Origin of the sequence: Candidatus Methanocrinis alkalitolerans, assembly GCF_029167205.1 — an archaeon.
In the GTDB taxonomy this organism is placed as follows: Archaea; Halobacteriota; Methanosarcinia; order Methanotrichales; family Methanotrichaceae; genus Methanocrinis; species Methanocrinis alkalitolerans.
This window is the reverse complement of the sequence record NZ_JARFPL010000050.1, coordinates 1-13871: the sequence shown is the minus strand read 5'-3', so window position 1 is coordinate 13871 and position 13871 is coordinate 1. Positions and strand designations below refer to the sequence as shown.

Below are 13871 nucleotides of genomic sequence, written 5' to 3'. Positions count from 1 at the left end.
TGGAAGAGTTCTTATCTCCATAGATGCTACCCCTAAAAAAACGCATATAACGGGATATTTAATAAATCTTTGCTATAAATTATAGGGAAAATGTTTGGAAATTAGACCGTTAGTGCGGAACGACGGGTTAATGCGAAATGCCGGATCGATCATCGACGAAGCGATTGAGATTCTTACCATAGCCGAATAAAATAGTGTTGAAAAAATGGTGAATGGGAGGAGGATAGCTGCAAAATCCTCCTCTTCTTCTCCTCGATCCTTGGTGGTATAGGCCTGAGGACCGCATTACATCGGTCCAGGCCTTGCCTATTTCTTAACTACTTATGCAACTCTGGTACGCAGTGATGTAGCTATTGTACAAGCTCGTATTTCCGACGCAGTTGTAGTACAATGCCATGAAGTAGTAGTAGTAGCAGAGGTAGCTCTTGTTACCGCTTGTCTGATACAGGCAGTAGTAGTACTGTGCCAGGTAGTAGTAGTAGTAGCAGAGGTAGCTCTTGTTACCGCTTGTCTGATACAGGCAGTTGTTGTACTGTGCCAGGTAGTAGTAGTAGTTGCAGAGATAACTCCTGTTATTGGTCGCCTGATACATGCAGTTGTTGTACAGTGCCAGGTAGTAGTAGTAGTTGCAGAGGTAGCTCCTGGTATTGGTCGCCTGATACATGCAGTTGTTGTACAGTGCCAGGTAGTAGTAGTAGTTGCAGAGGTAGCTCCTGTTATTGGTCGCCTGATACATGCAGTTGTTGTACAGTGCCAGGTAGTAGTAGTAGTTGCAGAGGTAGCTCCTGGTATTGGTCACCTGATACATGCAGTAGTTATACTGTGCCATGTAGTAGTAATAATAGCATAGGTAGACCCTTTTACCGCTCTGCTGATACAGGCAGTAGTAATACTGTCCCAGATAGTAGTAATAGTAGCAGAGGTATATCCTAGAGCCAGTACTATGGTATGTTTGATAATAGCTCGATGCGGCATTACTGTATTGACTGCAACCTGAGGATGATGTGATCTCCTCCATTTTAGGAGCTGCCATTGCAGCGGGACTGGTCCCGACGCCCATGGCTGGAAGCTCGGGGGCTGCTGTGCCCATCGCCGGAATTTCAGGAGCGGCCATTCCTATCCCAGGAAGATCAGGAGCGGCCATTCCCATCCCAGGAAGATCAGGAGCGGCCATTCCCATCCCAGGAAGATCAGGAGCGGCCATTCCCATCCCAGGAAGATCAGGAGCGGCCATACCAATTCCAGGAAGTTCAGGAGCGGCCATACCAATTCCAGGAAGCTCAGGAGCGGCCATACCAATTCCAGGAAGTTCTGGAGCGGCCATACCAATTCCAGAAAGTTCTGGAGCGGCCATACCAATTCCAGGAAGTTCTGGAGCGGCCATACCAATTCCAGGAAGTTCTGGAGCGGCCATACCCATTCCAGGAAGTTCTGGAGCGGCCATACCAATTCCAGGAAGTTCTGGAGCCGCCATTCCAATTCCAGGAAGTTCTGGAGCCGCCATTCCAATTCCAGGAAGTTCTGGAGCGGCCATACCCATTCCAGGAAGTTCTGGAGCGGCCATACCCATTCCAGGAAGTTCTGGAGCCGCCATACCCATTCCAGGAAGTTCTGGAGCCGCCATACCCATTCCAGGAAGTTCTGGAGCCGCCATACCCATTCCAGGAAGTTCTGGAGCCGCCATATCCATCATTTTCATCCTCGGTTCGAGGCACTCAGGACATATTCCAGGGAGTTTCTTCATCTTATCCACCTTCTAGCTATAACAATTCGTTTTGAAGCTTTGAGGGCCAGAAGTGCTGATTTCAACATCATGGCCCTCTATTGACTCAGTTTCGAGACTATGACAGATCCATCTGGCCTACTGTATGCAATTTTTGTAGGCTGTCGCATACTGCTGGTAAAGTCCCAAATACTTCTGGTCCCAGGTCGTCCTGTACAGGCAGTAGTAGTACATTGCCACATAGTAGTAGCAGTAGCAGAGATATCTCTTGTCGTCAGTCACCTTATACATGCAGCAGTAGTACGAAGCCAGGTAGTAGTAACTGTAGCAGAGGTTCTTCTGGTTATTAGTCACCTGATATGCACAACGATAGTACAAAGCCAGGTAGTAGTAATAGTAGCAGAGGTGCTTCTGGTTACCAGTCTGCTGATACATGCAGTAATAGTACTTTGCCAGGTAGTAGTAATAGTAGCAGAGGTACCTGTTGTCCCCCTCTATCTTGTAGGCTTCCAGATATTTCGAAGCGAGCTCTTTATTTTTATCGCAGCTTTCTACTCCTCCTTCTTCCGTCACAACTATCTTGGCTGGCTGGATTATTCCGGATCCGGAATGCTTATCCCATCCATCAGGACCTATGTTATTAGCTGTATTCTTCAGATCCTGTTTCACCGCGCTTTGGGTGTACGAAGATTTGTACTGTTTGAGGAGCGCAACCACACCAGCTGCGACGGGACAGGCGGCAGAAGTGCCGGTATCGCTGGTGAAGTAGCCCTTAAAGTGACTTATCGCGCAGAAGTCGGGCTTATGCTCATCCAGTGATGCAGGTCCCTGACTGCTATATCCGACCAGCTTTCCCTCGGTGTTGGCAGCCCCTACAGTCATGACCGCAGGGTGGCCGTTAGCCCCCCAGATGCTCTTGCCAGGTCCTTTATCGCCTCCGCAATTGCTGCTGGGGCATGCCTCTCCACAATTGCCAGCCGCGAATAGTACGAGTATCCCCTCGTTGATCGCCTCTTCCACCTTCTTGGTGAAGGGGTGATTGGGATTTGTCGCGTACTCCACGTCCCAGTTCTTCTGGTAGACGCCCCAGCTGTTGCTCAGAACGTGAGGGGTTCCATCCTTCTTATGCTGCTGTATTGCCCACTCATACGCTTGAATGGCGTTGGATATCAGGCCGCTCATCGTGTCGGCTGCGATCCTGAGGTCGTAGACGTTGGCTTGTGGGGCCATTCCCAAAACGTCTGTGGCACACATATTTCCGTGGTCCCATAGATCCTTCGTGCCCCAATCGGAAACAGGCCATCCTCCCGTCACATTTGGTATCTTGCCGCCGGTCACGCGACCTTGGGCGGTTATGCCGCCGTCGACCACGCCGATTACCATCCCGTTGCCCTTGTATCCCGCATCCCAGATCTTGTCAACGCCAAGATATTTGGCGACGTCGGAGATTCCTCCCTTCGCATTCCATGGTTCGCAGTCGCATGGCGGTATGGGACATGTACCGAAAGCCTCTTTGGAGGCCAATATGACGTTATCTGAGAAATCTTTTTTCTCAAAAGGGGCGATCTTGGCATCTGGCCAGACGTTTATCACGTTGGGTTGCTTCTTGAGATCCTCAATATTGTCCTTCGCTATCTCACCTCGCACAAGGACGATCTCTTCACGTTTTGCTTCCAGATCCAAAGCCATTCCCGGCTCCTTCGATGACGAGGGAACAGGCACCGGTTTATATTCTGTATCCAGCCGAAATCCCGAGACGGTCAGTCCCCCTGCCATCTGAAGAGCAAAGCCGGGTCCCTCTCCTTTCGGCATTCGTATCTCCACGATAACCTGCATAGTTTCACCTTTTCCTTTCTTCGGTGATGTTTTTGCCTCTTCAACCATATACCTACCTCCAAAATTTAAGCATTTTTATGCCAATACCCCATCTTTTGGGGTGTATCTCCGAAGCTACACATTATGGTTAAACTTCATTTCTATAACTAATAATCCCCCCTTTATAATGCTTATTTAGCTCCAAATCTTTCCTAAATCTATCAGAATTCTACACCTTGACCCCTATTTATTAGTCTGTACCAACTTGTTATTAATCCGATCTGAGCGAGTCGCGGTTGGTCTAACTCACTCTAAATCTGGATATCCGATCTCTTTCTATTTATGCATTACGCCGTTAATTGTTTAATTTGTCGTTGCCCGATCTGGCGCTTAGGTTCATAATGATGGCAAAATTCGCAATCGTGATATGGTATGTAATGAGTCGACCGCGAGGATGGAGACATGGAATGCCTTCCATTGGTCATCGGTTAAGAGAAGAATCGCGATGATTCAGCGATCTCGGTAGCAAGTTCAGTGAGGTTAGCTTGGTCAAAGAGGCTACAGCAAGTCGGTATTAAAATTGGATCAAATCTAGATAACGTATAATTTATGTGAAAATAGAGATATTGTGTAGCTTAAACTCCTTACCGATGACCTATGGAATGCCTTCTATATTTTATGATGATAACCAACCTGCAGGCGGTGAGGGAGGTTCGCTCAGTCAACGGGAACGAAGGAAATCCTGAAGACATTCTCATTGGCGGATAAAATAGGCTTGGTTCCTGACGGCGCTGGGATCGTCTGCCCCTTCCTCAGTACGCCCCTTTAGAAAGACTTCGCCCTTCCGACACCGTCTTATCGGCCGGCGACGAGGGAGGGGCGATGAACCCCGATAGAATCGAAGAGCTCGCAATCTTCCACGGGGCGAGCAAGGAGGAGATAGAGGCCCGTCTCGCCGACTTCCGGCGGGTCTGGGCCGCCGGATCGGACGAGGACCTCTTCGCCGAGCTCGCCTTCTGTCTGCTGACGCCCCAGTCCCGGGCGAGGGTCTGCTGGCCCGCCGTCGAGCGGCTACGGGGGTGCCGCCTCCTCTTCTGCGGCAGCGCTTGTGAGGTGGTGGGGGAGCTATCTAGGGTCAGGTTTGCCGAGACGAAGGCGGGGCGGATCGTCGCCGCCCGCCGCCAGTTCACTCGAAACGGCCGGCTGGCCGTCAGGGCGGTACTGGAGGGCTTCTCCGACGCATATGCGGCCCGGGAGTGGCTCGTCGGAAACGTTTCGGGGTTGGGCTACAAGGAGGCGGGCCACTTCCTGCGCAACATCGGCCTCGCGGAGGATCTCGCCATCCTCGACCGGCACATCCTGAAGAATCTTGTCGTCTTGGGCGTCATCGACGAGATCCCCAAGTCCCTCACCAAGAAGAGGTACCTGGAGATCGAGGGGAGGATGATGGAGTTCTCGCAAAAGACGGGGATCCCCATGGGCCACCTCGACCTCCTCCTCTGGTCGAAGGAGACGGGGGAGATCTTCAAGTGAAATCCTGAAGCCTCGCGCTTCCGCCCTCCTTTTCGGCATCGAGGCCCGTGGACCGGAGGGCCCGCCGGGATATCCGCCCGCCGTACCTTCTCCCTCCGGCCCTCCGGGGGACGTCCTGGCTTAGATAGTAGACGCTCCAGAGGTCGGCGGCCGCCGTCCCGGCCCCCTCCTCAGCCCCAATATGCTGCGGCTCCACCTCCTTTTCGTCTCGCTCTTCTCCTCCCTTCTCTTCCGACACCTCGCGCCCCTCCTCGCCCCCCTCGAACCTCAGATCCACGATCCTGGATATCTCCGCCAGGGTGGTGGAGAGGACGCCTCCCACCTCGTGGAGGATGTCGCCCCCGGCGTATAGGGACGACCAGGACCTCTTCTTGTCCCCGAGGACGATCATCTTTCCGGGAAACCTCCTCGCGAAGAAGTCGGCGACCTCAAACCCGACGTCGTGGTGGGGGGAGATCCTCCCCCAGAGGACCCGGTCCCCCAGGGGGGCAAGCCTGACAAATCCCCTCATCCTGCAGACCTCGCCCCGGACGGCGAGGGCCATCCTCCGGATCCTGAGGACCTGCGGGTCCGTCGATGCATCCACCTCCTCCGGCGAGAGGGTCCTCGCCCGGGCCATCAGCCGGGCGTTCGAGTCCCGGTGGGCGGCAAGAAGCCGGAGAAGATCTCCGTTCTTCATCACACCCCCCACCGGTCCAGGGTCGTTCCCGCCTTTCCTCCTACCTTGAGGAAGGGCTCCGCCCGCCGGGCGGCGACGCCCAGTTTGACCAGATCCCTCATCCTCTCGATCCGTCCATTTTTTCGGCGGAGGAGGATCCTCCTGGCGGACTTCGGGCCGATCCCAGGGACCCTGATCAATTCCGCGAAGGAGGCACCGTTGGGATCGATGGGCTCCTCGAAGCTCGCCCGGGCGATCGCCACCTTCGGATCGCTGTTGCGAAGGAAGCCGTCGTCGTCGAAGGCGGCGGATATCTCCCCTTCGGCCAGTTTATAGACCCGGTACAGCCAGTCGACCTGGTAGAGGCGGTGCTCCCTCCAGGCCGGCGCTTTCTTTCGGTCCTCGAAGGCGGTCCCCGCGAGAGGGGTGAAGGCGGAGAAGTAGACCCGCTTCAGTTTCAAGACGTCGTACTCCAGGAGGATCCGGTCGAAGATCTCCCGGTCGGTCTCTCCGGCCGCCCCCACCACCATCTGGGTCGTCTGGCCAGCGGGCAGGCTCACCTCTCGCGACAGGTCCCGGACGTACCTCTGCCTCGCCAGGATGTCATTCTCGTACTCCTTGGAGGGGCACAGCTCCGCCATCCTGGCGGACGAGGGGGCCTCCAGGTTGACGGAGACCCGGTCGGCGAGCTCCATCGCCTCCCGGACGTGCTCTTTGGAGGAGCCGGGGAGGATCTTGAGGTGGACGTACCCCCGGAAATGGTGGGCCGCCCGCAGAAGCCTCACCGTCTCGATCATCTCCTCCATCGTCTCGCCCTCGTCCCTCCCCATCCCCGAGCTCAAGAAGAGCCCCTCGATCCTGTTCTCCTTGTAAAAGGCGAGGGTGATCCGGGCGAGCTCCTCCGGGGCGTAGGAGAAGGTCTTCTTCCTGGAGGAGACGGAGGCGTTGGGGCAGTAGCCACAGTCGTGGGAGCAGTCGTTGGTGTAGAGGGTCTTGAAGAGGCTGACGCACCTTCCGCTCCCGGTGAAGGTGTGGCAGAGCCCTCCCCTCAAGGCCGAGCCGAGGCCGCCCTCACTTTCCCTCTTCGCCGCCGAGGAGGTGCACAGGTCGTACTTCGTCCCCCTCCCCAGGGCTTCCACCTTGGCGGGATCGATGGCCAGGCCGGGGGCCGGCCCGGCGGAGTCGAAGCTGCTGGCTGCGGCGAGGCGGGCGATCTTCTCCAGGGCTGTCACGGCTTAAAATCGGCGTCAACTTCAGATAGGGGTTCTGGGTAAGCGGGGCGAAAGTATCCTGGCTCTGAAGCTTGAGCCGAACTGAATCGCAGTCAAGCCCTTTGAAAGTTTAATCTCGGTTCGTCTAATACATTATCATCTTTAATAGGATAAGCGAAGGGGAGACGATCGCATTGAAGCCTTAAAAATATAAATATATATCGCCATGTTGCTCAAAATGAAAGCTTAATAGACATTGGTTTTGAAGATAAATATATTTAATATAAATATTAATTAATAGATTAATCGTACAACCTCTTTGGATCAACTAATCGAAGGAGATATATCCTGAAAAGTTACAAAATAACAGGATGTTTGATAGAGGGTGTCGGTCATGACAGAGAATAAAGAAACTTATACATATCGGGCCGGAAGGAAGGTTCTCCTCGAAAAGGAGCCCGACCAGTTCGTCGTCCGGGCGCTGCCAGCGACGCTGAAGGGGATGGGGATCGAGGACGCTGAGAAGGTATCCTCTTCCTCCTCCAGAGTGACCTCGAAGGCGGAGGAGCTGGAGATCCTCATGAGCATGATGAGGCATCTTGCCCCCACCCACCACTCCTACCGCGTCGCCGAGACGGGGGAGGAATTTTTGATCACAGACCGGGTCATGGTCACATTCAGAGAACCGCTTCCCACAGTCGAGGTGGACGCCTTCGCTGGGAAGTACGGCCTCATCAGGCTCAGGTCCTACTCCGATCGCGACTACCTGTTCCAGCTCACCGATGGCACGGGGATGAACCCGGTGAAGCTGGTGGTGAGGCTGATGGAGCAGGAGCCGATGGTAGAGACCGCAGACCACGACCTCAACCGGCGGATGAGCACCTACAGTTTTTCCATCCCAACGGACCCCGCCTATTCAAGCCAGTGGCACCTTCACACCCGATTCATCGATAGGAACTTCGATCCCCGGTCGTCCTCCCGGTGCGAGGACGCCTGGAAGATCCTCGAACATTTCGGAAGCGGAAGCGTCGTCGTCGGGGTTACCGATGACGGATGCAAGCTCGACCACAAGGACTTCGACTCTCCGGAGAAGTTCGCCGGCTGGGGCTATTTGAGAGGGATGAAACTCATCAAAAACATCAACATCAGCGCCGACCCCAGGGAGATGTACACCCCCGGCGAAGACCACGGGACCGCCTGCGCTGGGGTCGTAGCAGCGGAGGTGGACTCATCTCTGACGGTGGGTTCAGCTCCAAGCTGCCGGCTATTGCCCATAAAGTGGGAGGTCGACGATTATGGATATCTATTGATCAGCGACGACAAGATCTACACCGTCCTGGAGTTCGTCTCCGACAAGGTGGACGTCCTCACCAACTCCTGGGGGTCCAGCCCCACCATGGACTTTGTCCCCATCGTCATCCGCAAGATCTCAGACCTCGCGAAGACCGGCGGCCGGAGGGGCAGGGGCATAGTCTTCATCTGGGCGGCGGGAAATGAGAACTGCCCCGTCCACCATAACGCATCGATGGAGGTGCCCTGTACCGATGGGTGCGAGGTTAGGCCCGACGGGTCCCTGGTCTGGGTCGGCGTTGAGACCGCCCGACGTTTCGAAAACGATCTGGCAGGGATACCGGGGCTCATGATCGTGGCGGCGGTCACAAGCCTGGCTCAGAGGAGCCACTACTCCAACTACGGCACCGGGATCGACATCTCAGCCCCGAGCAACAACGTCCACACTTACCGCAGGCAGATAGTAAAGGGTCTGGATATCACCACCACCACCGGCGAGTTCATCCCGGTAACAGAGCACTTCGGGGGAACCTCCAGCGCCGCCCCCCTGGTGGCGGGGATCGCGTCCCTGGTCATCTCAGCAAACCCGGATCTTTCTGCCCGCGAGGTCGTATCGATCCTTAAACAGACGGCGTCAAAGGACCTTGACTTTGAAGGGTATCCTCGCACAGCACCTGCCACCTTCGATCCCGACACCAGCTGGGACGTCTCGCCGATACCCCCCTTCGACCGTGGCGAGTTCGCAGACGTCGGGGACCCCGATGGCACCTGGAGCCCATGGTTCGGCCACGGCAGGATCGACGCGGCGAAGGCGGTGGCTGAGGCCCTGAGCCGCCGGGGAGATGGGGGCGAGAAGGCCTTCAAGCGGGCCAGAGCCCCCAACATCGACATCCCCGACGACGACTTTGTGGGGGTTCGGGACTCTATGACCTTCTCCGAGGCCGCAAACCTCACCTCCATCATGGTGTCCATCGACATCTCTCACACCTTCGTCGGCGACCTCCGGCTGACCCTCATAGCCCCCTCGGGAAAGTTCGTCGTAGTCCACGATCGGAACGGCGGAAGCTCAAACGACATCAGGCAGACCTTCGATCTGAAGACGACCCCGGAGCTCGGATCTCTCATCGGCCAGTTCATCCAGGGGGACTGGACACTTCTCGTCCAGGACCTGGGCTCTCGGGACGTTGGGCGGCTGAACCGATGGGAGCTGGAGATCGAGGGAGGGCCGACCGAATTTGTCGACCTGGAGGACTCCCCTGCGGCCACCGTCCCCGACAACGACCCGCGAGGCATCATGGCGACGATCAAAATCAACGACCCCGGGAGGGTTAAGGAGGTCACAGTCTTCGTCGATATCACCCACAACTTCATCGGCGACCTGGAGGTGACCCTCATATCCCCGGCGGGGACGGTCGTTCCTCTCCACCAGCGGGAAGGGATGGCCGCCGACAACATCATCAGGAGCTACACCCCGGCGACGACCCCGGACCTCGCGAGGCTACGAGGGGAGCAGATCGAGGGCGGATGGAGGCTGAATGTGGCGGACCTGGCGAGGTCGGACGTCGGAAAGCTGAACCGCTGGGGGCTGAAGATAACCAAGGAGGCTTGATCGAAGACCGAAGGGGAAGACTGAAGAGAGCGCGGGAGCTCTTCGGCATCCTCAGGAACGCCCGAATAGAAGGCTCTTTCTATTCGTCTAAAAAGGGCTGGGATGATGAACACTGACGTTGGCGCCGAATGGGACGGCTGGAGAGAAGAGTTTCCGGAGAAGTTCGTCTCCGGCGAGGGGATATTCGGGATGCTCCACTCCGGCGCCAGGATCTTCATCGGTACCGCCTGCGGCGAGCCCCAGGCCCTGGTGAGGGCCCTTCTCCGCCACATCCGGGCCCACGAGGGAGATCTCTTCGACCTGGAGCTCCTCCAGATCTGGAGCCTCGGCCGGGCCGATTTTGCGGATGGGGCCTTCGGGAAGAGCTTCAGGCATAACTTGCTCTTCGTCGGGGAGGGCATGGCGGCCGCCTTTTCCTCCGGCCGGACGGACTACACCCCGGCGTTCCTCTCGGCCGTCCCGGATCTGATCCGGGATGGGACGATCCCCATAGACCTAGCCCTCATCCAGACCTCCCTCCCCGACATGGACGGGAACATGAGCCTCGGGATAAGCGTCGATGCCGTATCGGCCGCCGCCGAGGAGGCTGCGATCGTCGCGGCCCAGGCGAACCAGGAGATGCCCCGGGTCCAGGGCGACGGGATAGTCAACATCCGGGACCTCGACCGGGTCGTGAGGGTGGATGAGCCGCTCCTGGAACTCGTCGAACCATGCCCCCCTCCTGAGGTCATGGATAAGATCGGAAGGAATGTCGCCCGGATCGTCCACGACGGGGCGACGATCCAGGTGGGGCGCGGCGGGGTCCCTGACGCCGCCGTCTTTCATCTGCAAAATAAGAAGCACCTGGGGCTTCACACCGAGATCTTCACCGACGGGGCCGCGGAGCTGATGAGGGCGGGGGCGATCGACAACTCTAGAAAGACGATCGATGCGGGGAAGGCCATTGCCTCCTTCTGCATCGGGAGGAGGTCGACATACGACTTTATCGACGAAAATCCACAGATCGTCTTCAGGACCATCGACCGGACAAGCGACCCCTCCGTCATCTCCCGACAGAGAAGGATGACGGCCCTGAACACCGCCCTGGAGATCGATCTCACCGGCCAGGGGACGGCCGAGTCCCTGGGGGGGAGGTTCTGCGGAGGCGTCGGCGGCGAGGCGGAGTTCATCCGCGGCGCCGCCGCCTCTCCCGGAGGAAGATCGATCCTCGCCCTCCCCTCCACCCGAGACGGCGGGTCGGCGAGCAGGATCGTCCCCCGGCTCGGCCCGGGCGCCAGCGCCACCTTCCATCGGTGCGACGTGCGATACGTGGTGACGGAGTACGGTATCGCAGACCTGCGGGGAAAGTCCGTCAGGGATAGGGCGATGAGCCTCATAGGGATATCCCATCCGAATTTCAGGTCCTGGCTGGTGGAAGAGGCGAAGAGGCTATCCCTCGTATATCAGGATCAGGTCTACCATCCTGCCCTTTACCGAGAGGATCTGGAGGCGTGGAGGACCACCAGGACGGGGCTGTCGATCTTCCTGCGGCCTGTCAGGATCAGCGACGAGCCGCTCCTCAAGGAGTTCTTCTACTCCCTCTCTGACAAGAGCCTCTACCGGAGGTTCGCCTCGGCGAGGAAGGATATGCCCCACTCCCGGATCCAGGAGTTCGTGACCGTAGACCTCTCAAGGGACGTCGTCATCCTGGGACTAGTCTTTCGGGACGGAAGAGAGCACCTCATCGGCTTTGCCCAGTACAGCAGAAACGAGAGGGACAGGCTCGCCGAGCTGGCGGTGGTGGTCAGGGACGACTATCAGAGGCAGGGGGTGGGGACGCTCCTTCATTCCTACATGACCGATCTCGCCAGGAAGAGCGGCATCGCCGGGTTCACTGCCGAGGTGCTGGAGGATAACCTCCCGGCGCTGAGGCTTATAGAGAAGATGGGCTTTGAGGCGGTGGAGGCGGAGGGGGGGGCTAAGGAGATGAGGCTAATCTTCGACAATTGAAGAAATAGATCGAGAAGACGATCGACGAGGGGATCGACGAGAGGATCGATAAGACGATGGAGATATGGTCAGAACAGCTCGGGGTGGATCCTGGCGTAGACGCCCTTCAACCTCTTCATAGTTGATGCCAGCTCCAGGGAGACCCTCTTCTCCGTCTCCGTCCCGATGGGAAGGTCGATATCCGGATAGGAGAGGGGGACGTAGCCGACGACGTTGGTGAAGAGCTCCACCCAGTAGGGGGGGAGATATTCCGTCGGCTCTTCCCCCCTCATCAGATGGAGGGCGGCCGTCCAGGCCGGGGGGACGACGGGGAGGCTGTAGCCGCCGCCCCCCAGGGCGAGGACCCGACCTCCGGCGTGCCTCTCCGCCAGCTCGACGATCCGGCGGACCATCCGGGCGTAGCCCCGCAGGGTGAGGTTGAGACTGGTGAGGGGGTCGGAGTAGTGGGTGTCCACCCCCAGCTCCGCCACGACGATCTGGGGCCTGAACCAGTCGAAGAGCTTCGGCACTACCTCTTCGAAGGCGAGGCTGTAGTCCCGGTCGGAGGCGTACATCGGCATGGGGAGGTTGACGCAGTAGCCTAGGCCCGGGCCGTAGCCGGCTTCGTCCACAAACCCCGTTCCGGGAAATAGGTAGTCACCGGACTCGTGGATCGAGAAGGTGAGTACGGAGGGATCCTCGTAGAAGATTTGCTGGACCCCGTCGCCGTGGTGGGCGTCGATGTCGATGTAGAGGATCCGGGAGAACCTCTTTTTGAGGATCGATATGGCGAGGGCTACGTCGTTGAAGACGCAGAACCCGGCGGCCTGGGTGGGGAAGGCGTGGTGGAGGCCGCCGGCGATGTTGAAGGCGGAGCAGTCTTCCTCGATCATCCTCTTGGCGGCGTCGACGCTCCCGCCGGCCATGGCCCGGGAGGCGTCGAAGATTCCGGGAAATACCGGGGTGTCGTCGGAGCCGAGACCGAAGGCCAGGTCCGGCTCCTCCCGCCTCACAGCCTCGATGTACTCGAGGGTGTGGACGAGGTGGAGCTCCTCCTCGCTGGCAGGCTCCGGCTCCAAGACCTCCGTCCTCTCGTCGAGGAGGCCCGAATCCTCTATCAGCTTGTAGGAGAGGCTCAGCCTCGTCGGGTTGAGGGGGTGCTCCGGCCCGAAGTTGTAGTTCAAGAATCGGTCGCTGTAATACAGGTAGATCATCTGGAACCTCTCCGCTATGGATCATGGCCACACAGGAGGGTGTCTCCTGCGGCGGGCAATGATTTCGATCGCGAATCTATCCTCCGGTCTGATGTTGGCCAAATCGTCTCCTCAGGGGAGAGAGGAAGCGGAAATTGTGGTGGATAGAGGCTGATTGCTTTGAAAAATGAAGGCTCTCATATTTCATTAAGTTTTCCTATGTGGATTCTGTTCCACTTTGGAGGCCGTTTGAGGTCTCCTGTCTTTGCTACACCTTCAAAGTCGTCCCCGTTGCCTTAACGATAGCTCTACAGATCATGAAAAATGAGGGGTTCCGCGAGCATCTCCGGGTATTCTCGGTCGAGCTTTTTCGAATTGAGATAGTAGGCGTTCCTCTATGTCCTCGCACGATGCTGAATTTGAGACAGATGATGAGATCCAGAAGAGGATCGTCGAGGATCTCGAAAGAGATCTCAGCGGGCTGAGGGAGCATCTTGCAGAGGTTTACGATATATGAGTCAAGAGCTGCAACTACTCAACTTCGTTCTCCCACCATATCATGGCGCTTTTCATATGGCTCTTCGCTATTTCTTGTGGGTAATGGATAGCCACTTATCATATGAGGTTATCAAATAAAAGGCTCTTCGCTATTCAGTGTGGGTAACTTCATGATAGCGATAAGCGGACTCGATCATGCAAATGCCTGCCATGAATTCCGTTCCTGAGTCAGCACGTAGCGATACATATCCATTGGTCATCGGTTAAGCCCACCACTCCTCGGTAAAGCGCTTTCTATTTACATGCGGATCTACAGCTTCACTCATACTAAATTCTAAAGATGTTTTTAAGGAAGTTTCTAATCCCATATGTT

General features: G+C 56.9%; 8 protein-coding genes. 3 read left to right on the top strand and 5 right to left on the bottom strand.

Translation table 11 applies throughout. From position 1 onward, the window contains the following. Positions 1-313: 313 nt before the first annotated feature. Both P0O24_RS11395 and P0O24_RS11390 read right to left on the bottom strand, forming a co-directional pair. The gene (locus P0O24_RS11395) at positions 314-1693 is read right to left on the bottom strand and encodes a hypothetical protein (RefSeq protein WP_316969880.1); all 1380 of its coding nucleotides are present in this window, start codon (positions 1691-1693) and stop codon (positions 314-316) included. 168 nt (positions 1694-1861) lie between these two features. Next, entirely contained in the window at positions 1862-3607 is a 1746-nt protein-coding gene (locus P0O24_RS11390; RefSeq protein WP_316969879.1) for a S8 family peptidase, read from the bottom strand. A gap of 813 nt (positions 3608-4420) precedes the next feature. On the opposite strand from P0O24_RS11390, the gene P0O24_RS11385 reads away from it, so the two are divergent. Then, on the top strand, positions 4421-5071 hold the full coding sequence (locus P0O24_RS11385; RefSeq protein WP_316969878.1) for an N-glycosylase/DNA lyase: 651 nt from the start codon (positions 4421-4423) through the stop codon (positions 5069-5071). On the opposite strand, the gene P0O24_RS11380 is transcribed toward P0O24_RS11385, so the two are convergent. Together P0O24_RS11380 and P0O24_RS11375 are read right to left on the bottom strand one after the other, a co-directional pair. Then, positions 5064-5750 (bottom strand): DUF4130 domain-containing protein, encoded by a 687-nt coding sequence (locus tag P0O24_RS11380; protein ID WP_316969877.1) that lies wholly within the window; start codon positions 5748-5750, stop codon positions 5064-5066. The genes P0O24_RS11385 and P0O24_RS11380 overlap by 8 nt on opposite strands. Continuing rightward, positions 5750-6961 (bottom strand): radical SAM protein, encoded by a 1212-nt coding sequence (locus P0O24_RS11375; RefSeq protein ID WP_316969876.1) that lies wholly within the window; start codon positions 6959-6961, stop codon positions 5750-5752. The genes P0O24_RS11380 and P0O24_RS11375 overlap by 1 nt, the downstream gene beginning before the upstream one ends. A 373-nt stretch (positions 6962-7334) precedes the next feature. On the opposite strand from P0O24_RS11375, the gene P0O24_RS11370 reads away from it, so the two are divergent. Together P0O24_RS11370 and P0O24_RS11365 are read left to right on the top strand one after the other, a co-directional pair. Next, entirely contained in the window at positions 7335-9839 is a 2505-nt protein-coding gene (locus P0O24_RS11370) for a proprotein convertase P-domain-containing protein (RefSeq protein ID WP_316969875.1), read from the top strand. Between the two features lie 105 nt (positions 9840-9944). Then, positions 9945-11828 (top strand): GNAT family N-acetyltransferase, encoded by a 1884-nt coding sequence (locus P0O24_RS11365; RefSeq protein WP_316969874.1) that lies wholly within the window; start codon positions 9945-9947, stop codon positions 11826-11828. 68 nt (positions 11829-11896) lie between these two features. Here P0O24_RS11365 and P0O24_RS11360 read toward each other — a convergent pair whose 3' ends face one another. Continuing rightward, a complete protein-coding gene (locus tag P0O24_RS11360; protein ID WP_316969873.1) occupies positions 11897-13021 on the bottom strand; it encodes an acetoin utilization protein AcuC in 1125 nt (374 codons plus the stop codon). Between the last annotated feature and the right edge of the window lie 850 nt (positions 13022-13871).

Coding starts and splice junctions, on each gene's coding strand:
- P0O24_RS11395 (WP_316969880.1), bottom strand. CDS start 1,693: ATGATGGATATGGCGGCTCCAGAACTTCCTGGAATGGGTATGGCGGCT.
- P0O24_RS11390 (WP_316969879.1), bottom strand. CDS start 3,607: ATGGTTGAAGAGGCAAAAACATCACCGAAGAAAGGAAAAGGTGAAACT.
- P0O24_RS11385 (WP_316969878.1), top strand. CDS start 4,421: ATGAACCCCGATAGAATCGAAGAGCTCGCAATCTTCCACGGGGCGAGC.
- P0O24_RS11380 (WP_316969877.1), bottom strand. CDS start 5,750: ATGAAGAACGGAGATCTTCTCCGGCTTCTTGCCGCCCACCGGGACTCG.
- P0O24_RS11370 (WP_316969875.1), top strand. CDS start 7,335: ATGACAGAGAATAAAGAAACTTATACATATCGGGCCGGAAGGAAGGTT.
- P0O24_RS11365 (WP_316969874.1), top strand. CDS start 9,945: ATGAACACTGACGTTGGCGCCGAATGGGACGGCTGGAGAGAAGAGTTT.
- P0O24_RS11360 (WP_316969873.1), bottom strand. CDS start 13,021: ATGATCTACCTGTATTACAGCGACCGATTCTTGAACTACAACTTCGGG.